At 54.7% G+C, this 20,813-nt stretch carries 15 protein-coding genes; 3 read left to right on the top strand and 12 right to left on the bottom strand.

Annotation, left to right across the window (positions count from 1 at the left end; genetic code table 11):
* Positions 1-176 precede the first annotated feature (176 nt).
* From GT019_RS21940 to GT019_RS21970, 7 genes are all read right to left on the bottom strand, one after another.
* Complete coding sequence (locus GT019_RS21940; RefSeq protein ID WP_161745430.1) at positions 177-1,349, bottom strand: amidohydrolase; 1,173 nt, start codon at positions 1,347-1,349, stop codon at positions 177-179.
* Between the two features lie 93 nt (positions 1,350-1,442).
* Positions 1,443-2,465, bottom strand: a complete 1,023-nt coding sequence (locus GT019_RS21945; RefSeq protein ID WP_161745432.1) for an LLM class flavin-dependent oxidoreductase — start codon at positions 2,463-2,465, stop codon at positions 1,443-1,445.
* A gap of 21 nt (positions 2,466-2,486) precedes the next feature.
* Positions 2,487-3,239: an amino acid ABC transporter ATP-binding protein gene (locus tag GT019_RS21950; RefSeq protein WP_161745434.1), complete on the bottom strand. Its 753-nt coding sequence runs from the start codon at positions 3,237-3,239 to the stop codon at positions 2,487-2,489.
* Positions 3,236-3,946 (bottom strand): amino acid ABC transporter permease, encoded by a 711-nt coding sequence (locus tag GT019_RS21955; protein WP_161745436.1) that lies wholly within the window; start codon positions 3,944-3,946, stop codon positions 3,236-3,238. The genes GT019_RS21950 and GT019_RS21955 overlap by 4 nt, the downstream gene beginning before the upstream one ends.
* The gene (locus GT019_RS21960; RefSeq protein WP_161745438.1) at positions 3,947-4,735 is read right to left on the bottom strand and encodes an amino acid ABC transporter permease; all 789 of its coding nucleotides are present in this window, start codon (positions 4,733-4,735) and stop codon (positions 3,947-3,949) included. It abuts the gene before it with no gap.
* Positions 4,736-4,756: 21 nt separating this feature from the next.
* Positions 4,757-5,626 carry a transporter substrate-binding domain-containing protein gene (locus GT019_RS21965; RefSeq protein WP_161745440.1) on the bottom strand — a complete coding sequence of 290 codons (870 nt, stop codon included), beginning with the start codon at positions 5,624-5,626 and terminating at the stop codon, positions 4,757-4,759.
* Positions 5,627-5,843: 217 nt separating this feature from the next.
* Positions 5,844-6,722 (bottom strand): LysR family transcriptional regulator, encoded by an 879-nt coding sequence (locus GT019_RS21970; RefSeq protein ID WP_161745442.1) that lies wholly within the window; start codon positions 6,720-6,722, stop codon positions 5,844-5,846.
* Between the two features lie 258 nt (positions 6,723-6,980).
* Here GT019_RS21970 and GT019_RS21975 point away from each other — a divergent pair, with 258 nt between their 5' ends.
* A complete protein-coding gene (locus GT019_RS21975) occupies positions 6,981-7,502 on the top strand; it encodes a GNAT family N-acetyltransferase (protein ID WP_161745444.1) in 522 nt (173 codons plus the stop codon).
* Positions 7,503-7,742: 240 nt separating this feature from the next.
* On the opposite strand, the gene GT019_RS21980 is transcribed toward GT019_RS21975, so the two are convergent.
* From GT019_RS21980 to GT019_RS21995, 4 genes are all read right to left on the bottom strand, one after another.
* Positions 7,743-10,304 (bottom strand): glycoside hydrolase family 97 catalytic domain-containing protein, encoded by a 2,562-nt coding sequence (locus tag GT019_RS21980; RefSeq protein WP_235948933.1) that lies wholly within the window; start codon positions 10,302-10,304, stop codon positions 7,743-7,745.
* 85 nt (positions 10,305-10,389) lie between these two features.
* Positions 10,390-12,039: an extracellular solute-binding protein gene (locus GT019_RS21985; RefSeq protein ID WP_161745446.1), complete on the bottom strand. Its 1,650-nt coding sequence runs from the start codon at positions 12,037-12,039 to the stop codon at positions 10,390-10,392.
* 158 nt (positions 12,040-12,197) lie between these two features.
* Positions 12,198-13,061: a carbohydrate ABC transporter permease gene (locus GT019_RS21990; RefSeq protein WP_201755512.1), complete on the bottom strand. Its 864-nt coding sequence runs from the start codon at positions 13,059-13,061 to the stop codon at positions 12,198-12,200.
* A gap of 108 nt (positions 13,062-13,169) precedes the next feature.
* Positions 13,170-14,135: an ABC transporter permease gene (locus GT019_RS21995; RefSeq protein ID WP_161745451.1), complete on the bottom strand. Its 966-nt coding sequence runs from the start codon at positions 14,133-14,135 to the stop codon at positions 13,170-13,172.
* A 334-nt stretch (positions 14,136-14,469) separates the two neighbouring features.
* On the opposite strand from GT019_RS21995, the gene GT019_RS22000 reads away from it, so the two are divergent.
* Together GT019_RS22000 and GT019_RS22005 are read left to right on the top strand one after the other, a co-directional pair.
* Positions 14,470-16,053, top strand: a complete 1,584-nt coding sequence (locus GT019_RS22000) for a response regulator transcription factor (protein WP_161745453.1) — start codon at positions 14,470-14,472, stop codon at positions 16,051-16,053.
* The gene (locus GT019_RS22005; protein ID WP_161745455.1) at positions 16,050-17,801 is read left to right on the top strand and encodes a sensor histidine kinase; all 1,752 of its coding nucleotides are present in this window, start codon (positions 16,050-16,052) and stop codon (positions 17,799-17,801) included. The genes GT019_RS22000 and GT019_RS22005 overlap by 4 nt, the downstream gene beginning before the upstream one ends.
* A gap of 213 nt (positions 17,802-18,014) precedes the next feature.
* Here GT019_RS22005 and GT019_RS22010 read toward each other — a convergent pair whose 3' ends face one another.
* Positions 18,015-20,315, bottom strand: coding sequence for a glycoside hydrolase family 97 catalytic domain-containing protein (locus tag GT019_RS22010; protein WP_161745457.1), 2,301 nt, complete (start codon positions 20,313-20,315; stop codon positions 18,015-18,017).
* Positions 20,316-20,813 lie beyond the last annotated feature (498 nt).

The following is a 20,813-nucleotide window of genomic DNA, read 5'->3' on the forward strand; positions in this document are numbered from 1 at the left end:
CTGCGTTTTTCGAGCGAAGCGGGCGCCGGGTTGTCCGGCGCGATAGAAAAACCGCTTCGGAAGCATAGGCTGCGTTTTTCGAGCGAAGCGGGCGCCGAGTCGTCCGGCGCGATGGAAAAACCGCTTCGGAAGCATAGGCTGCGTTTTTCGAGCGAAGCGGGCGCCGACTCGTTCGGCTATTGCTTTTCCGGCGCCAGTTCGAGCAGCGCCGTCTCGGCCAGCCCGGCGAAAAATCTCGCGCTCGACAGCAGCGCGCGCTCGTCGATATCGAACGCCGGATGATGCCATTCGCGCTCGCCGGACGTGCCCATGAAGACGAACAGCCCGGGCACCTCGCGCTGATAGAAAGCAAAGTCTTCGCCGGCGGGCGACGGCGTCGGCGCAACCGTCCGAAGCCCGGCGTCCGCCGCGGCCCGCAGCGCGAGCGGCACGAGCGAGGCCTCGTTCGTCACGGGCGGCGGCCCTTGAATCCAGCGGACCTCCGCCGTCGTCCCGCAGGCTGCCGCGACGCCCTCGACCACTTCCCGGAACCTGCGCAGCACCTGTTCCCGAACCCGCTCGTCGAACGTGCGGATCGTGCCGTCCAGCACCGCTTTGTCCGGAATGACGTTCCACGCGGTGCCGCTATGCAGCTTCGTTACGCTGATCACCGCGCTTTGCAGCGGGCCGACGTTGCGGCTCACGATCGTCTGCAGCGCCGTGATGATGTGGGCCGCCGCCACGATCGGGTCGATGCCCGCTTCGGGAACCGCCGCGTGCGAGCCTTGCCCCGCGATCTCGACGACGAACCCGTCGGCCGCCGCCATGAGCGGGCCTTCCTTGATCCCGACCGTGCCGACCGGCAGGTCCGGCTTATTGTGCATGCCGAACACCGCGCTCACGCCTTCCAACGCGCCGGCGGCGATCAGCTGCTGCGCGCCCTTGGCCTTCTCTTCCGCGGGCTGGAACAGCAGCCGGACCGTGCCGCGCAGCTCGCGCTCCCGCGCCTTCAGCAGCAGCGCCGCGCCGATCGCGGCCGCGGTATGAAAATCATGGCCGCAGGCGTGCATCCGGCCGGGGATCCGGGACGCGAACGGCAGTCCGGTCTCCTCTTGGATCGGCAGCCCGTCGATATCCGCGCGGACTGCCACGACCGGCCCCGGCAACAGACCGCCGATCTCCGCGACGAGACCCGTGCGCAGACCGTAGTCGCGAACCCGTATATCGGCTTCCTCCAGCCAGCCGCGAATGGCCGCCGTCGTCTCGTATTCCTCCAGCGACAGCTCCGGATTGCGGTGCAGCTCGCGGCGAATGCCGACCAGCTTTTCCTGCAGTCCTGCCTCCCCGTCTTCGATCAATCGTTCCGCCATGTCGATTCCTCCTTGCGCGCAAACGCGTCTTGCCCCCGCCAAGGGTCGCCGCAGTCAGCCGCGTGCCCGCCTTGGCGGCAGGGCTTCTCTCGTCTACAATACCGTCGAAGCCGGCACTTCCGCAAAGGCTTCCTTCAGCAGCTCGAACGAGCGGAGCCGCTTCTCGAAATTCGGCACGTTCGTCGTGACGATGAACTCGTCGACGCCGAACTTCGCCTGCAACGCCAGCAGCTTGGCGCGCACCGTTTCCTTGGAGCCCTTCGTCACCTCGGGCGCCTTCACCTCGATGCGGTATTTCTCGTTGGACTGCCTTCCGTATTCCTCCGCCTGCTCGATCGTGGCGACGGTCAACGTCCGGCCGCTCTCGAGATGAATCTTGACCAGCTGGAGGTTCCCGGCAAGTCCCTCCGCTTCCTCGTCGCTGTCCGCGACGATCGCGGCCAGGGCGAAGATCGCCTGCGGCTGCCGGCCGCTCTTGAAGTTGAATTGCCCGCGATACGCCGCGAACGACGCCAGCGCGACGTCTTCATCGCCGTTGATGAACTGCGAGAACACGTACGGCAGGCCGAGCGACGCCGCGATCTCGGCGCTGCCGACGCTCGTGCCGAGCACGTACAGCTCCGGTGCCGTCTCCGGCAAAGGCGAGGCTTTCAATCCCGCGAGCGGATGTCCGTCCTCCAGCCGGTCGTGGATGAACTTCTCCAGCTCGACGATCTTGTCCGTCAGGGACGGCGGGTCCTGAACCCCGCGCTGCAGCGCCTGCGTCGACCGCGGCAGCCCGCCCGGCGCCCGGCCGATGCCCAGATCGACGCGACCCGGCGCGAGCGAGGACAGCACGTTGAAATTTTCCGCGACCTTGTACGGACTGTAATGCTGCAGCATGATGCCGCCCGAGCCGATCGTGATCCGCTCCGTCTTGGCGAGCAGATGCGAGATCAGCACCTCCGGGGACGAGCCGCCGACCTGCTCCGAGTCGTGATGCTCCGATACCCACAATCGTCTGTAGCCGAGCGCTTCGGCCCGCTGGGCCAGCGTCACCGTATGGCGAAAAGCGTCCGTCGCCGTCTCCCCCGGATAAATCGGCGTTTGATCCAATATGCTTAACGTAATGCCCATTGCTTTCCCCTCCTGGCGACGTTAGATGGAATAGGCCGGCTCCGGCATGATTCGTTTCAAGAACTGCTTCGTCCGCTCTTCCTGCGGCTTGTTGAAAATATCCTTCGGCGCGCCTTCCTCGACGATGGCGCCGCCGTCCATGAACACGACGTGGTTCGCAACGTCGCGGGCGAAGCCCATCTCGTGCGTGACGACGATCATCGTGATGCCTTCCTTCGCGATCCGACGGATGACCGCGAGCACCTCGCCCACCAGCTCGGGATCGAGCGCCGAGGTCGGTTCGTCGAACAGGATGACCTCCGGACCCAGCGCCAAGGCCCGGGCGATGCCGACGCGCTGCTGCTGGCCGCCCGACAGCTGGCTCGGGTACGCGTCCAGCTTCTCGCCGAGCCCGACCTTCTCCAGCACCTCGACGCTTCGGCGGCGCGCCGTTTCCTTCGGCATCCGCTGCACGATCACGAGGCCTTCCATGACGTTTTCCAGCACCGTCTTGTGCTTGAACAGGTTGTAATGCTGGAAGACCATCGCGGATTTGCCGCGCAGCGCGTGGATATCCTTCTTGCCGGCGCGCTCGCAGTCGACCTCGAAATCGCCGATCGCGATCCGTCCCGCGTTCGGACGTTCCAGATAATTGATGCAGCGCAGCAGGGTCGTTTTGCCGGAGCCGCTCGGACCCAGAATAACGACGACCTCGCCTTTCTCCACCTGCAGATCGATGCCCTGCAAGACTTGATTCCTGCCGAACGACTTCGTGATACCCGTCAGCTTGATCATGCGACTCCACCTCGATTGTACAGATTCATCCGTTTCTCCAGGATAACGGCAACGCGTTCGATGAGGACCGTGAGCCCCCAGAAGATGACGGCGGCGGCCAAGTAAGCCTCGAAGAACTTCCAATTCGTCGAGGCGACGATCTGCGCCTTCGCGAAGATCTCCACGACCGACACGGTGAAAGCGAGCGTCGACGCGTGCAGCATGCCGATGAACGAATTCGCCAGATTGGGAATGCTGGCCGCCATCGCCTGCGGAAACACGATGCGGCGGATCGCCTGCGGCGTCGTCATGCCGACGGAGTACGCGGCCTCGATCTGTCCGCGGTTCACGGTCAGCAGGCCGGAGCGCACGACTTCCGACATATAGCCCCCCGCCGTGATGGAGAAGGCCAGAAACGCGAAATCGATCATCGGGATGGATGCCGAACGAAAGCCGAGTCCGAGCTGCGCGCTTACGGCGTCGATAATCATCGGCAGTCCGAAATAAATGATCAGCAGATGCGTGAGCATCGGCGTGCCCCGAATGAACGTGACGTACGCGGAAGCGATCGGATGCAGCACGGGCACCTTGTAGATACGGACGAACGCGACCGCCGTCCCGATGACGAAGCCGCATGCGACGGACACGACGGTGATCAGCAGCGTGGTCGGAATCACGGGCAGCAGTTTGACGAAGGCCTCCCAGATAAACGACGGATCCAGCTTCATTTACCTCGTCTCCTCTCTGAAGCGAACGCGCCGTTCGCGGGTGAAGAACTGGCGGAGACGGCCGAACCGCTCGCGCCGGAATACCGGGTACGCTTCCGCCGGCCGGCTCTCATGCCGCAGCAGCCTGCGCTCCAGGAACAGCAGCAGCCGCTCCAGGATAATGCTGATGACCAGGTAGATGAGCGCCAAGGAAATGTAGCTTTCGACGAAATGATTGGTCAGCGTCGCGAGCGACTGCGACTTGCCCGTCATCTCCATCACGCCGAGCGAGAAGGCGAGGGACGTATCCTTCAGCAGCGCGAGGATGACGTTGGAGAGCACCGGCACCGCGATCGCCAACGCCTGCGGCATGACGATCCGGGTGAACGCCTGGTAGCCCGACATGCCGACGGAATACGCGGCTTCGACTTGCCCCCGGTCGACCGAGGCGACGGCCGATCGGATCGTCTCCGATACGTAAGCGCCGGTATGCAGGCCGTACGTCAGGACGACGAACGCGAGGACGGGCGCCCGGCTGACGTCGATATGCGCGAGCTTGAGGATTTCCGGGAGTCCGTAGTAGAACAGGAACAGCTGGATCAGTATCGGCGTGCCCCGGAAGAAGGAAGCGTACAGCTGGGATATCCGCTGCAGGACCGGCACCTTGTACAGCCGGGGCAGCGCCACGAGGAAGCCGACGATCAGTCCCGTCAGCAAGGCCCCGCCCACGATGAGCAGCGTCGTCTGCAGCGTGCCCGCAAGCTTGGGGAAAAACGTGAAGACATAGCTGATGTCGAACTTTTCGCCCATCTTCCTATCGCTCCTTCGACTCTATTTTTGCGTGTAATCCGCGCCCAGCCATTGCACGCTCAGCTTGCTCAGCGTGCCGTCGTCCTTGATTTCCTTGAGCGCGCCGTCCACGGCGTCCGCGAGCTTCTGTTCGTCCGGATCGTCCTTGCGGAAGACGAACTGCACGTCCGCTTCCTCGAGCGCGTCCCCTACCGACTCCAATTTGCCCTGCGGATCGATCAGCGAGAGCGTGAAGTCCGCGCCCAGCGTCGCGTCCACCCGGCCGCTCGTCAGCTGGCTGACGGTATCGTTGGCCGCGCCGTTCGTATAGACGATCTTGATCGCGTCGTCATGCGACTTGTTGTACGTCTCGAGCAGCGTCGCCTCGGCGCTCGTCGCGGTCGTCAGCACCTTCTTGCCCTTCAGGTCGTCGAGGTTCTTGAACGTCGCCTTGCTCTCCTTCGGCACGATGATCTTCGTTTTCCAGTGCGCGTACGCTTCCTTATTGAACAAGTATTTCGCCGCCCGGTCCGGGTTCTGCTCCATCTCGTGCGCCACGAAATCGATCTTCTTCGTCTCCAGGCTGAGCAGCAGGTTGGAGAAATCGAGCGTTTGGAACTCGAATTCGTAGCCCGGCAGGCGCTTGTCGACTTCTTTGACCAGCTCGACGTCGAAGCCCGTCAGCTTGCCGTTCTCGTCCAGGAAGCATACCTTCGGAAATTGCGTGCCCGTGCCGACGATGATCTTCTTCACGTCCGCCGCCGCATTGCCGCCGGAGGCATTGTCCGTCTGCGCGCTGCCGGACGCATTCGCGCCTGCCTCGTTCGCGTCGTTCTTCGCGCCGCATCCCGTCGCGACCACCGTCATTGCCACCAATGCCAATCCCGCCGTGCCGATCATGGTCTTCTTCATCTTTCATCTACCCCCACTGTGTTTGAGTTGCCCCGGCTATTCGGCCAAGGTCGAAATGCGGACCTCCACAGGTATGGTAGATCGCCGTTTTATAATTTTTACAATTCCAATCGAATTAATCGGAATTAGGTTGAAACTAATTTATCATCCGGGGCTCCCATCGGTCAATCCGGTTGTCGATAGAGATTTTCTATTCGTCGATGGAGAGATTCGATCGCTAGCCGAACAGCTCCTGCCCGATCTCCAGCAGCGAATCCGCGAACAGGGAATGCTCGCCGCTCCGCGAGATCAGGTTCGTTTGCAGCGTGATGCCGTTCATCTCGGCGAACTCGATGGGGAACAGCCGCCTCTCCCGCACGTCCTGCTCCACGCACAGCCCCGGCAGGAAACAGATGCCGGCGCGTTCCAGCACGAGCTTCTTGGCCGACTCGGAGTTGTCGACGAGGTACTCGATGTTCGGCTGCCGGTCGAGGCTGTCGAACACCCGGTGCACCCGCATCCAATCGAGCGAGCCGCATTCGAAGAAGACGAGCGGCTGCGAGCTGATCTCCTCGATCGAGACGTCCGGCTTCCGCGTGAAAGGATGCCCCTCGTACACGTATAGTTTGATCGGATCCTCGTAAAATTTATAAGAGGCCAACGTCGGGTGCGCCACCTTCCGCACGAACGCCAGGTCGATCTCCTTGTTGTGCAGCTTGTTCACCAGCTCGTCGGTGCCCGACGTGAACAGCTTGATATGAAGCTCGGGATACCGCTGCTTCAATCTCGGCAGCAGGCTCGGAATGAGATAATTCGAGACGGACACCGTCGCGCCGATCCGCAGCTCGTGCGGGACCGTTTTGCGCTGCTGCATGTGCAGCTTGCCTTTCTGGAACGTCTGCATGATTTGCTGGGCGTAGGGAAGAAACTGCTTGCCCTTCTCGGTCAGCGCGATTTGCTTGCCCAGCCGGTCGAACAGCTTGCAGTCCAGCTCCCGTTCCAGCGTTTGAATGCGGGCCGTGACGGAAGGCTGGGACAGGAAGAGCACCTCGGCCGCTTTGTTGAAGCTCCCGTAATGATTCACGTACACGAAGGCCTCGATGTTCTCGATGTTCATATCCGGTCCGCTCCTTATATTTTATTATTCGCATGCGTTAACTTGGAATTACAAATATTCTAAAGCAACGCTCATGCGGCGTCAATCCGGGCTCGACCCTTATACTGCCTGGGTTTACGAATGTCATAGACGATCGATAGCTTCTTTCTATCGATGGATTGAATTTTTTTATTTCCTATTTCAATGGTCGGAATTAAACGATATCGTAGCTTTACTTGCAGGCGTCCTCGCGCGTCAAACGATTAGGGGGTATTCACGATGGGGTTGATCATTCGGGATGTGACAAGCGCCGACCGCGATGCGGTCATCGGAGTCACCATAGGCGCCTACGCGCAATATTCGGATTCGCTGCCCGCGGACAGATGGGAGCCTTACCGCGATTCCATTCTCGCTTCCTTCGACGGCGATCGGCCGGCGGCGAGAATCGTCGCGGAGGAGGACGGCCGCATCGTCGGCTCCGTGCAGCTGTTTCTCTCCTCGGAAGCCGCCTACGGCGCGCCGGAGCTCGGCATTACGAACCCGATCATCCGCCTGCTTGCCGTGCCGCCGGAGCATCGGGGCAAAGGAATCGCCACTGCGCTCATCCGCGAAGCCGCCGCGCGTTCGGTCCGGCTCGGCGCGGACTGGCTGAACCTGCACACCTCGGACATGATGGCTTCCGCCGTCAGCCTCTACGAGAGACTCGGCTTCGAACGAGCCGTCGAGACCGACATCATGAACGGGGAAACGCTGGTCAAGGGCTATCGCCTGAATCTCGCGCAAAAAGCAGCCTCCCTGTAAGGAAGGCTGCCGGTATCCGCGGCGCTCGCGGCCTGTCCTCTCTCCCTTGTACATGTGCAACGGCTGACGAAACCATTCATGATCCGACCTAAGGATGGACGAAAACGATATATACGAATAACCATCGGCGGGACGGGAAAAACAATTGTGGCAACCCCTTGTCAAAAACAAAGCATCCTTAGGAGGCTTCGCCCCCGAGGATGCTTTGTTTCCTGCAACACTATTCAACGGTGTCCTTTCTCATTCATCCGCCGTGATCGCAAACCCGTAGATATGAGCTGCCCGGCCTTGATCATTGTATAGACGCAAGGTATTCTTGCCCGCCTGCATCCGGATGCGGATTTCGCGCTGATCTTTGATACTCCAAGTCGGGAAATCCCAGCCGTCCGTGGTGTGCAAATTCGTCCTGTACGTGTGGGCTCCGCCGTTCACTTCTACGCTGAGGTCTCTGCTTTCCCCCGCGCAATAGTCGAAGCGCATCAGATAATAGCCATCCTTCGGCAGCATAACGGAGTCAAACTTAAGCTCGCCTCCATTGCCAAGACCCGTAACCTTCTCGCCGCCCGACGCGTCCAACACGAATTCCGCGCCGCCGCTCAAGATGCCTTGTCCGACGGGCACATACAATTCCGGCTGCGGTTTGTTATCGATAATATGGATTTTTTCCAACGCGGGCACGGATCCTGCAATACGTTCGATGGACAACGCGTTCTCGCCGCCCGAAAAAGGGAATACCACGTCTCTCGTCATGAATATCTTAACGGATCCGCTTTGCGGCATATCCATCTCTACTTGGTTGATTCCGTCGCTAATACGCACTTTCCAAGGTTCTTTTGCCGCGTAGAACAGCCTTACGGTTTGCGGCTCGGCCGGTGTTTTCACCGAAAAGACAAGACGGCCGTTCAAATTCAGCAATACGGCTTGCTGATCGTTCTCGTATTCGACAGGCTCGCTCCCTTGCCGCGTTTGCGCCTCTTGCGCCAAATATTCCGATCTTTCACCGCTCATATAGCCGGATTCAATTCCTTTTGGCAACGGCGAAATCTCTTTGGCGATATAAATGCCGGCGCCTCCGCTTTTCTTAAGCGGAAGTTCGATCACGGTCTCGCTAGTCACTGTGCAGCGTCTTACCTTCATCATTTCGCCGCTGGAGTCATCCTCGTAAACTTCGGCCGCGAATTCGCCTTCGGGCAGAAAATCCATTTTCAGGCGCACGATCATCGCTTCGTTCGTGATGCAGCCGATCAACCATTCTTCTCCCGAACGGCGCAGAATGGCTGCATGATGACCCGGATATCCGGACAGCACCTTTACCTCATCGTAAGCGGGCTTCATGCGGCGTAAGAAATCCGTCCCTCTCCACGCTTCCAAATAATAAATGGAAGCGGCAATGTGCGCGGCGCCCGATTCGTATACGACCGAAAGCGCCATCTGATGCGCCAGCGTCGTATTGCGGTTTTTGTTCGAGAATCCGGTCGGCGTATAATCCATCGGACCGAGCACGTTGCGCGTAAACGGAACCGTACAATTGTGCTCGGCGTCCGGCAAGCCGCTCCACATATAGTGTTCAAGGCCCAGGATCCCTTCCGCCGTCAGGAAATTCGGCCATGTGCGTCCTTCGCCCATGCATTTGGTCGCTCCGTGGAAATTAATCATCAACCGATGCTCGGTCATGACCTCGGCAATCATCTCGTATTGCCGCATCGTGTGCTGGGAATCGTTCTGGAAGAAGTCCACCTTGAGCCCGTCTACCCCGCAGCTTGCCCAGAGCGCAATTTTCTCGCGCGCCGTTTCGGGCGTATCGATATACTGCATGGCGCTCCACAGCCATACGACGATGCCTTTCGAATGGGCATAATCGCACAGCTCTTTCAGCCACGTAATATCCCAGTCCGCGTCCACGGTGAGCCCTTCGAATCCGACCCCCGCCGCGTAATCCACATAGCGTTTTTGCTCCGTGTAGAGCTGCGCGCTGTTCATATATTCCCACCAACCCCATAAACAACGCCCGGGTTTGATCCAGCTTGTGTCTTCGATCGCGGAAGGCGGATTCAAGTTATAGTTGATCGTCGTATTCACCAATTCGTTGAGATCGTCCGTCGCCACGATGACGCGCCAAGGAGAGGAGAACGGCAGCTTGCAGGAGAGCGGCCTTCCCATTTCTTCCGGGGCGAACTCCAAAGACAGGCTGCGGCCTCCGGCTCCGCGCAAGTGACTGGAGCAATAGCTGCCGTTCGTGTTATACACCTGCGCTTCCGTCAGCATGACCCAACCGCCATTGTCGGCGTGGAACAAGCTTGGCATTCCGTAATCCCTGCCCGCTTTGTCTTCCCATCCGGTATGGTCGTACGTGGCTTCATAGCTGCTGTTCAAATGCTGCAGCCACAAATCGTCGTAGGTCTCCGCCAAAGCGAAATTCGTCGCTTCGCGAATGACTTGCATAGGCTGCTCTATATCGGACAGCACTTGATAGCGAAAAGCAGCCCCGTCGTCATACGCGCGAGCGCACAGCACGAACGTATACGCCCCGCATGCAAATTGCAGGGACATCTCGTTCGCATGGTTATCATAAACGGCCTTTTTTCCCGCCGGCAGCGAATAGGTCTCGTCAACGATCGCGCGCGTTTCTTTTATAAAACGAAATGCCGTCGCGAAATTTTCCAAATCGCTTTCAAAGCCGAGCTTGCTTTGCTCTATGACCGCACGGCCATTGCGCTCGACGGCGTACCCTAACTCTCCCTCGGCATTTCTGCCGACCGTCATGCGAATAGCCTTATTCGGCGAACGCAGTTCCCACATCATCGTAATCTCCTGCCCATTCATTTGGTGTAGGGGCAGGGTTACCCTGCCCCGGAATAAAACGATTCACTTCTCGCTTGCCAAAGGCTTACTTTTGTTCGGCCGCATTGTACAATGCCAGACGAGCTTTATAGTTTTCCGTGTAAATGCCTTCGATTTTCACCGCGTCGTTCGCTTCGATTTCGGCAATCATTTTCGCATACATACCGTCGATTTCATCATGCGACTGCGCATACACCATATTGGAAAAGCCGGTGTCGATAATATCCTTGATTTTTTGTTCGTTCAGTGCGTCGGGCGTGCCGCTCTTCGGACCGAGATCATCGTAAAGCGCGGTATCCCAGGTCGAACCGGCCATCGATTTCAATGCATGCTGATTCACGTTATCTCTCTTGTAACGGAACATTAAGTCATACGGAGTGCCGTCTTCGCCCAATCCGTTGCGGATCATCCATGTCCATTTGCGAGCGCCGGTTGATTTCGAGAACGCCGCCCAATCTTTGCTGATGGCATCCAGCGCTTCCTGCGTCGGCACGTGAACGCCGTTCTCCATATTCCAGTTCATGCCTTCCTTGCCCCACATCAGCAAATATTGGCCTTCTTCGCTCGCCAGGAAGTCCAAAAATTTGATCGTTTCCACCGGATGCTTGTTCGCTTTCGTAATGCCGACTCCGTCCCAACCCAAAGAACTGCGCGGCCCGTAAGTCGTTTTATTCGGATCGACGCCCGGGGCCGTCACTTTGAATCCGTAGAACAGTTGATGCGTATCTTCGCCGTATTGCGTTCGAAACGCGCTGTTGGCTTCGTTCACGATACCGCCCGCCGTTGCGAATACGCGTCCGCTGGCCGTTTTCTGCGCATAATTTTGCGCTTTATTGATTCCCCACTCGCGGTCGAGCAAGCCTTCCGAATAAAGCGTATTGATGAATCTGATCATTGCCAAGTACTGCGGATCCCTGACATCGAATTCAAGGCGGCCATCATGCTCGTAATACGTTTTCATCCCGTACATCGCCTTGAACGAGCCGATGATGGTAGGCATGTGGTCAGCGCTTACCGTCATCGGTATGGAAGGTTTTCCGTCAACCTCGGGATATTTCGCCTTGAACTTTCTCAGCAAATCCAGAAATTCATCCTGCGTAAAGGAATCCCCGGCCGCGGCGCGCTCGCCGTATCCGAACTCCTCCAGGATATCCATGCGCATATTGATGGCCCAGTTTGGATCCGGATCCAATCCGTACCAGTTGTTCAAATAATAATTTTTGCCGTCCTCGTACACGCTTTTGGAAAGTACGTCGCCATAACGCTTCTTGATATTCGGAGCGTACTCTTCGATCAAATCGTTCAGAGGAATCAAAGCGCCGGCGGCAATGTATTTGTTCAAGGTAGCCTCGCGTCTGTCGATCAGCGCGATATCGGGCAAATCTCCGCTGACCAGCATCAGGTTCAGTTTCTCGTCCGGATTGCCGGTGGGTTGCTGAATCTCGATAAACACGCCCGTACGATCCGTGATTTCTTGCGCCACGGGGTTCGTAAACGGATCGCCCACGTTTTTATCGAACAAAGTCAACGTAATCGGCTTCTTCGGCGTATCGTTTGTTGCTTTGCCGTTTGTTGCTTTGCTGTTCGTTGCTTCATCCTTGGTCGAGTTAACATCCGAATTTTTGTTTCCGGAACTGCACGCGCTCAAAAGCAAAATACTTGCAAGCGCCGCTGTCAAAACGAATCTCTTTTTCATTTTCATACCCTCCTGTTTAGTAAATAGCTTCTCTTTATTCGCCGAATCAGATGAACCATCACACTCCTACTCTTGTAGGGGATTTTATTTAGTCCGCGTCCCGAACCGGAAAAAGATTCGGAGAGTCGGATAAAATACTTCCTCGTGATTCGTAACCATTAGCCTTTTACTGCCCCGATGAGCATTCCTTGCAGGAAGTACTTTTGCAATAACGGATAGACGACAATAATGGGCAGCGTAGCTACCATCGTCACCGTCATACGGATACTCTCGCTGGACACCGGCAATTTTCGCTGTTCGTTCGCAAGCTGCTGCGACGTGTTCAGCATATCATTTGTCTGGAACTGATTGAGAATTTTCACCAACACGGCCGACAAGGTTTTCAACGAATCTTTATAGGTATAAATATAAGAATCGTACCATGCGTTCCAATGACTGATGGCCGAAAACAAGGTAACCGTGGCAAGCACCGGCGTACACACGGGTATCATGACTTTCAAAAAAATCTGAATGTCGTTCGCGCCTTCTATTTGTGCCGCTTCCTCCATTTCTTTCGGCATGCCCTCCATGTAGGTTCGCACGAGGATCATCCAGAAAATGCTCATGATCCCGGGGAAAATGAACACCCAAAAATTATCGATGAGATGCAAGCTGCGCACGACCATATAGGTGGGAATCAAGCCGCCGCTGAAGTACATCGTAAATACAAAATACAAATTAAAGCCGCGCCAGCCCACGAGCTCTCTTTTGCTTAGCGCATACGCCACCATCGAAACGCAAGCCAGCGTAAGCGGCACGCCGACGACGGTTCGGCCGACCGTCACCACGAAGGAATTTAATATTTCTTCGTCCTGCAAAACGGTCCGGTAGCTGCCCAAGCTGAAATCGCTCGGCCACAGCATAAATTGTCCATACGTAGGGGCCGACGCATCATTGAGCGACAAAACAAAAATGTACCAGAAAGGAAAGAACGTAATGGCGAATATAAGCAACAGGAAACCGTAAATGATGATATTTGCCATAATCGTTTCCGCTATATGTTGCCGTAACCACTCGCTTATTGAACCCGGCTTGTAACGCCGTGCAACTCCATTTTGCATTTCCTTGCTCCTCCCGACCGCGCATATGACTTAGAACAGATGGGTTTGGCCCATTTTTTTAGAGATGCTGTTGACGCTTACCACCAAAATAAATGCGACGACCGATTTGAACATGCTTACGGCAGCTGCGTACGAGAACATCCCGTTTTGAATGCCATAACGAAACGCATAGGTATCGACCACGTCGGAATACGACCTGTTCAGCGAATTCCCCAATAAAAAATATTGATCGAATCCGGTATTCATCAAATTGCCGATGTTTAAAATCAAAAGAATAATGATCGTTGGCCGTATCGTCGGCAGCAAGACGTGCCAGATTTGCTTCATGCGACCGGCGCCGTCTATTTTTGCGGCTTCGAATAGCGCCGGCGGAACCGCGGCAATGGCCGCCAAATACATGATGGAGTTATATCCCATATCCTTCCACGCATTCGACAAGGCAATGATGATCCAGAACAGCTTTCCTTCCTGCATGAACAAAACGCCTTGTTTGACGGCGCCGATATTCATCAAGAATTGATTTACGGGTCCTTCGGTCGACAACAACGTCATCACGATGCTTGCAGCGACAACCCATGAAATAAAAAAGGGGAAATAGGATGTTGTTTGTACGACCCGCTTAAACCAATTGATTCTGACTTCATTCAACGCGATGGCAATGAAGATCGGAACAACGAACCCGATAGACAGCGTCAACACGCTCGAGACCAAGGTATTGCGCATCACTCGCCCAAAATCTTGCCCCGTGAAAAAGAAGTCAAACCACTGAAATCCCACGAATTTCGCATGAAAGAGGGAACCCCAGAAATTCCCTAAAGCCGGCTTGTAGTCCGTGAACGCCATGTACAGACCAACCATGGGCGCATAAGAAAATAACGCTGCCCAAACGACTCCGGGGATCAATAGTAAATAGACGTATCGCTGCCGAACCATCTTTTTAACGGTAGGATGCTTCAGCAGAGGCATTCCCGCGTTGCTTTCATCTTTCAATTCCATTCCCCCGCCTCCTCTTCGCCAAACTTTTATCGATGTATTCATCATACGGAATCCTAAATTCGATCTCTATCTCACGATTTTCTGATTTCTCTCCGAAACGAAAGAACTTTCGCCCAATTGAAGGATGAGCGATGCGCTTAAGGTAGATGAATGTAAAAAAAGCGATGGCGATGGCAGCCCCCACCGTGAACCGGTGCGCTGGCGCTGGACATCCCACGCTCTTTGTCGTTGACATTATCTACGTTCGATCATATACTTTCTCCAGTTTCACTTTTCCGTATGGGCTAGGCTTATTTGTTCCCGCTTAACTATTAACGATATTCGCGGAGGATCTATGTACACTGTTGTTTTAGTCGATGACGAACGACTCACCTTGGACAACATTTCCAATTATGTGAACTGGGAACAAATGCACTGCCGTGTCATTGCCACCGCCAGCAACGGACGGGACGCAATGGAAAAGATAGAAGCCCTGCAACCGCATATTCTGATTACCGACGTTAAGATGCCCGTCATGGACGGCATTGAACTCTGCAAGCAAGTGCATGCCCGCTTCCCTAGCATCCAGATCGTTTTTCTCAGCGGATACAATGAGTTCGATTATGCTCGCGCCGCGCTGCAACACGGTGCCTGCGGCTATTTGTTGAAGCCGGTCGACCACGAAGAGCTGGCCGCCATGATGAAGATCGTTCGCCAACGCTGCGACGAGCAGAAGAACCATCACAATTCCACCCTCATAAAATCCGGTGAATATCTGCGCGAGCTTCTCCAGATCGGCGGTAATCTGCTCTCCGGCTTAGCGAATGAAGTGACCTCTATTTACAATCAGCATTTGCATCTTCCCGCCGATAACAAAACGTTTACCTTTGTTTTTATCAGCATCGACGAATATATGCTGTTGGCAGAGAATCCGCTCCTGATCGATGCACCTCCCAATGATTTTTCCCTCGTGGAAAGATTGGAATTTTTCATCGCCGGATTGCCCAGTTTTATCCCCGGCGTACTGACCAAACTGCGCGACGGCCAATGGATCTTTGCCACTCGGCAATCGGACCGTGCCGCGTTTGAGCATTGGCGCAATCAGAATGCGAATGCGATGCATTGGATCTCCCTATTCCTCGCAAGCAGCCCGCTAACGCTGCATTCCTTTACGAAGCAATGGTCAAAGATGCTGCAAATGCGCAAACAGCTGGTTGCGACTCAAGGCACGGGACTTATCAGCGACGACTGGGAAAACATGGACGTCGCATGGCGCAAGACGCCTTTTCCGAAAACGGAGCACTTGATTGCCGCCGTGCAGCAAAAACGCAGAGACCAAGCGGAAGAATGGCTCCATGACTTTTTCGACGGCGGTCTGCCACCCGGAAATATCAGTCAAGTTTTTGTCGATACCAAGTCGGTATTCGATTCGCTGCTGTCCGCCATTGCGGCTAACAACCGCCAGTTGAAGGATATTATCGTGCAGGATGCCAAGTTCTTTGGACGCCTTTCCCTGATGGAGAGCATGCAATCGATGAAAACGCTCATGAGGCAAATATTGAACATGATGATGGACGAATTGGAAGCGTCTCCAGTCGACCGGCATATCGAGCTTGTCGACGAAGTTTGCGGGATCATCCAAAAAAACTACGGACAGGTTATTTCGATCGAAATGCTGGCGGAATTGGTCTTCCTTTCCCCCAACTATCTCCGAGCTATTTTCAAGGATATTACGGGGAAAACATTGCTCGAATACGTCACTCAGATCCGCATGGACAATGCTTGCATCATGCTGCGGGACACGAATCTTCGAATTCATGACATTGCAAAAAGAGTCGGCTATGAAAGCCCCTCCTATTTCGGCGCTGTCTTTTTCAAACGCACGGGGCTCACGCCCAACCAATACCGTACGCACGCGGAAAAGGGACAGCGAGCATGAATGTACTGAGAAGAATTTCCAAACATTCATCTTTATTGCAAAAATTATTAATCATGTTCATTGCCGTCACGATCATCCCGCTTCTAATCATTACGATATTCTTCTATGATCGTACCGAGAAACGACTGTTGGAATTGACCTACGAAAATATGTATAGCAGCAACCAACAAATCAGCAGCAACGTAAATGCGCAATTGGACAATCTTGGCCAAATTTTATCATTGCTTTATACGGATGAAACCTTGCAAGCTTATCTAACGAAATCATATTCAAGCGACATTCCTATCGTCGAAGCCTACAAATATATCGATGGACTCTTATACAGCCTGCTGTCCGCGAACAACAACCTTTCAAGCATTAACCTCTACGTAAACAATGAAACGCTCCCGGAGGACGGTCTGTTTCTCAAACATATTACGCCTGACCTTCTAGCGACTCAGTTTCTTTCTCAATTAAATCAAACCTATGGAAATAATATATTCAGCAACATCATTCAAGAAAAAAACGGGAAAAATGTCGTTTATTTGGGACGAATTCTTAACTATAATACCCAAAACCAATCTTACGGAATGGTTACGATCGGTCTCAATGAAGAATTGCTTTACCGGTTAATCGAAAAAGAAGAGCAAAACAAACGCGTCTTCTTGCTCAACGAACATAATCAAATCATCTCCGCGTCCGATAAATCGCTTTTAAACCGGTCCTTCAGCGAGGCCATCGGCCCCGAGCTGTCAATCAATAAAGAAGTCGTCACCCTGAACGGACATCCCGCTCTGCTGGTGTATAACACCATGTACCATGGTTGGAAAACCGTATCCCTCACCCCGCTTGATGATATCATGCGTTCATCCCGCATAACGGCTCTGCAAATTGTCGTCATCGCGCTTTTTAGCCTTGTCTTATCCATCTCGATGATCGTTGTCATCGCCAAATACCTTTCGCGCCGTCTGCGTAAATTAAACCTTCAAGCAGCGCAAATCGAGCAAGGAAATTTCACCCTCCTGCCCGATGATTACAGCACGGACGAAATCGGTCAATTAAGGGCGGCTTTCAACCAGATGAGCACGCGTCTCAAAGATTTGATAGACAAGCTGTATGTCAAGGAAATCGCCAAGCGCGATGCGGAGCTTTATGCCTTGCAAAGCCAGATTAATCCGCATTTTCTTTATAATACGCTGTCGGGCATCTCGTCTCTGGCCATTCAAAACGGCGATGGCGAAGTAAGCAAAATCGTAAACCATCTCGCAAGATTCTATCAAACCTCGCTGAATATGGGGTATCAATATATCACGCTGGAACAAGAACTCGCCCTTACCAAGCACTATCTGGCTATCCAGCATATGCGCTTTGATAACCGCTTTATCGAGCGCTGGGAAATTGACGACAGCTTATCCGCGCAGAAAATAATAAAATTGCTGCTGCAGCCTTTTGTCGAAAATGCCATTAATCACGCCATGCATGATGATCAACAATGCCTGAATATCGCTATCCGCGCTTACCGATCCGTACACGTCGGCGTTCCGGCGCTCTTGCTCGAAGTAGAAGATGACGGCTGCGGAATGTCTTCCGAACAAGCAGAGAACCTGCTGCTCTCGGAATCGAAAGGAGGGTATGGCATCAAAAACGTTCACGAACGCGTGCAGCTTGCTTACGGGGAAAACTACGGCGTAACCATTCATAGCGAAGCCGGACGCGGCACGAAAATCAGGATCATCCTCCCTTTGCAGCAACTTCCGAATAACGGTTGACATCGCTAAAAGTCGAACCGGGCGCATGGACGATACTAAAAAAAGCAAAGGCGGTGCACGGGGTGTTGCCCCGGCATCGCCTTTGCTTTGTTTTGTTCGATTGCCGCCTCCGAGCAAATCCCGGGCAAGCGAAAGCCACCCGACTTCGAGACTTGCTTCCGGCAAACCTCGAAGCAGAAAACCGGGTTAACGCGTCCTTAACGCGAATGAGCGCTACGGTACCAGAATTCCGAGTTTGTCGATTTCAGCCCCCCAATTGGGGTAGGAGAACTTGATCGTATTGCTGCCGGCGTTCAAATTCATGGTTGTCACATAGCTTCGAACGACATTAAAGCTTCCCGAATCCAGTCTGATTTTAAGCAACGTATTAGCTCCGCCATTCAGACTGTAGTTAGGCCATCTCTCGTCGGACGTCAGATAATTCAGCTTGACTTTGTACGCCCCCGCTGCCGGTACGGTCACGTTGAATTGCACGGAGCCTCCATTACTGCCCAGGTTGCCGACTTTATTGCCGTTCGAGCAGTTGACGCAGCTTACGACATTAGCGGAGCCGGCAAGCGTAGCGCTCTCCGCTTCGTAGTACGTATAAGGATCGTTAGGCATGCTCGGCACCGTAGTCTTCGAGATCAAAACCGCGGCTCCTCCGGTTGCTAGAAGAGGAATCGTCAGCGTGGAGGAGGATGTCACCGTACTTGTCACTTTACTGATGGATTCTCCCGTGGCTCCGTCCTTATATACATAAGCCGTATAGTTGCCGGAACCCAGGTTCAGGCTCGAAAGAGGAATCGTGACGGTCCTCGCGGCGTCGGTCATCGCCCCGATATACCAGTCCGAACCGCTTCGCCTTGCCATCACGACGTGACTACCCGGGAAGCCGTCAAGGAGCTTGGTCTCGTCCCATGAGGCCGGCACGACGTGCAGAAGCTCCGTGCCTTTCCAGTTGCCGTAGATGTCGATGGAGTCGGCATAATTTTGAATTTTGGTTTCATAGACGATCGACATCGCCAATTGTTGGCCCTGCGTCGTGTTTTTGTTCGTGTTGCTAAGCGCGACGGGCGTGTAATCCATGGAGCCCAGCACGTTTCTCGTGAACGGAAGCGTGGTATTGTGAACGGCGGTCGGCGCCGGCGGCCAGTACAATTTGTAGCGTTCGGAGCCAAGCACCCCTTCCGAACCTATAATATTAGGCCAAGTACGCTCTTCTCCGCCCGGCTTCGTGGCGTTGTGAAAATAGACCATCAGATGAAGCTCGGCGCAATAATCGGCTACCGACTCCAGGAAGCTCATCCCGACCTGCGATTCGTTCGCGGTCATGTCTACTTTTACGCCTTTAATGCCCCAGCTCGCCCATGTACGCAAATTCATCCTGCTCGCGCCATAGGGGGTATGAACATACGGACTTGCCCATATGAAGATGCCCACGTTCTTTGCGGCGGCGTATTGGACGAGATCCGCGATGGTACCGTCGGTCCATTTCACCCATCCGGCGTCGACGGTGACATATTTCCATCCCATTGAAGCTGCGAAATCCACATAATCTTTTTGGCGCGCGTAAGTAAAAGGCACTTCGCGATAGCCTTCGGGAACGCCCGGGTCGCCGTAATAGTCCTCGGACCACCAAGACCATGCGGCGTTACCCGGCTTGATCCAACTGGTGTCGGCGATTTTGGACGGCGGGTTCAGGTTTTGCACCAGGGTTGAATTGACGAGATCGTTCAGATTGTCGGTGACGATCACGGCCCTGTACGGCGTCTGAAAAGGCAAAGCCGCTTGAATCTGCGTTCCGTACTGGGCTTGGTCGGCCCCGCAGGAAAACTTCATGTTCTGTCCCGAGCTCCCGGTGAGAATCGAAGGGCAATAAGTCCCGCCGGCGTTATAGACATTCGCTTCGGTAAATAAAGCCCAATAAGCGTTGTTGTTGATCGAGGCCAAAAAAGGCATGGTAACCGTACTGCTGTCTAACGTCGTGGAATTGTAATATTGCCAAGTTCCCTCGTACGTGTTGACCGGCGGGTATCCCCATCCGCCTGTGCCGTTAGGAAAGTTGTATTCGGTATATTCCTTTTCGATAAACGTCTCTCCCTGCCCGGGAAGATAGTATCGGAAACCGAATCCATCGTTATAGACCCGCATGTAGATTTTAAGCTGAGCCGAGCCCTTCGACACGACGTATTCCCGTTGTACCCCGTTATCCGTGTAGACGCTTTTTTTGCCGCCCGGTATCGAGTAGGTATTGTTCCACGACGTTGTGCCGGTGGATACGAACGACATGCCCGAGTAGAAATCCGCACCGGTGGTCTTTAGGCCTAACCGCGATTTTTCGACGATTGTCGCGCCGTTTTTGGTAACGGTGTAGAATAATTCCCCGCCTTCCAAGTACATCGTCGCCGTGAGCGAGCCATTAGGCGACGATGTGGTTTGCTGCGTTCCGGAATCGATCGCAAACGCCGAAGGTACAAACGTAAGCATAATCGTCCATACCATGATGAAGCTTACTACTTTCTTGAATGACATCATTTTCCCTCCCTCAATTAATCGCTCAAAGCTAAAGAAGTACGCCATCCGATCGAACCCTGCATGCTTGCCGATAAGGAAGTCCCGAATTCCGGATGCTTGGCCGATCATCCGCGAATGCCCTATGGAGTCAAGGTATCGGTCCGTAGGAAAATCAATTCGTTGGCTTGTTTTGCAAAGGATGATTGGGCATTCGCTTTCACTTCATATCCCTCCTTTCCACGCCTAAGACCGGTCGACTGACTCTATTATCGGGGGAACGGGGAGAGGTCATCTATCACAATTTCCTCTGAATCCTATCGGAAACGAAAGATCTTGCGTCGGCGCTAGAGGCGAACGGACACGCGCTCCGATCGCAACGACGGGGATACCGACTCGATCTCGCGCAAAAAAAAGGCAGCCTCCCAGCAAGGAAGACTGCCACTATCCGGGGCGCTCCCGGCATGTCCTCTCTCCTATCGATTGCCGATCCGCAATGTGATAGGATTTAGATAGACA

The organism is Paenibacillus glycinis, from assembly GCF_009909185.1.
GTDB lineage: Bacteria > Bacillota > Bacilli > Paenibacillales > Paenibacillaceae > Paenibacillus_Z > Paenibacillus_Z glycinis.

What these genes read in the sequence shown, in the direction of transcription:
- GT019_RS21940 (WP_161745430.1), bottom strand. Translation starts at nt 1,349, where the DNA reads ATGGCGGAACGATTGATCGAAGACGGGGAGGCAGGACTGCAGGAAAAG.
- GT019_RS21945 (WP_161745432.1), bottom strand. Translation starts at nt 2,465, where the DNA reads ATGGGCATTACGTTAAGCATATTGGATCAAACGCCGATTTATCCGGGG.
- GT019_RS21950 (WP_161745434.1), bottom strand. Translation starts at nt 3,239, where the DNA reads ATGATCAAGCTGACGGGTATCACGAAGTCGTTCGGCAGGAATCAAGTC.
- GT019_RS21955 (WP_161745436.1), bottom strand. Translation starts at nt 3,946, where the DNA reads ATGAAGCTGGATCCGTCGTTTATCTGGGAGGCCTTCGTCAAACTGCTG.
- GT019_RS21960 (WP_161745438.1), bottom strand. Translation starts at nt 4,735, where the DNA reads ATGGGCGAAAAGTTCGACATCAGCTATGTCTTCACGTTTTTCCCCAAG.
- GT019_RS21965 (WP_161745440.1), bottom strand. Translation starts at nt 5,626, where the DNA reads ATGAAGAAGACCATGATCGGCACGGCGGGATTGGCATTGGTGGCAATG.
- GT019_RS21970 (WP_161745442.1), bottom strand. Translation starts at nt 6,722, where the DNA reads ATGAACATCGAGAACATCGAGGCCTTCGTGTACGTGAATCATTACGGG.
- GT019_RS21975 (WP_161745444.1), top strand. Translation starts at nt 6,981, where the DNA reads ATGGGGTTGATCATTCGGGATGTGACAAGCGCCGACCGCGATGCGGTC.
- GT019_RS21980 (WP_235948933.1), bottom strand. Translation starts at nt 10,304, where the DNA reads ATGATGTGGGAACTGCGTTCGCCGAATAAGGCTATTCGCATGACGGTC.
- GT019_RS21985 (WP_161745446.1), bottom strand. Translation starts at nt 12,039, where the DNA reads ATGAAAAAGAGATTCGTTTTGACAGCGGCGCTTGCAAGTATTTTGCTT.
- GT019_RS21990 (WP_201755512.1), bottom strand. Translation starts at nt 13,061, where the DNA reads ATGGCAAATATCATCATTTACGGTTTCCTGTTGCTTATATTCGCCATT.
- GT019_RS21995 (WP_161745451.1), bottom strand. Translation starts at nt 14,135, where the DNA reads ATGGAATTGAAAGATGAAAGCAACGCGGGAATGCCTCTGCTGAAGCAT.
- GT019_RS22000 (WP_161745453.1), top strand. Translation starts at nt 14,470, where the DNA reads ATGTACACTGTTGTTTTAGTCGATGACGAACGACTCACCTTGGACAAC.
- GT019_RS22005 (WP_161745455.1), top strand. Translation starts at nt 16,050, where the DNA reads ATGAATGTACTGAGAAGAATTTCCAAACATTCATCTTTATTGCAAAAA.
- GT019_RS22010 (WP_161745457.1), bottom strand. Translation starts at nt 20,315, where the DNA reads ATGTCATTCAAGAAAGTAGTAAGCTTCATCATGGTATGGACGATTATG.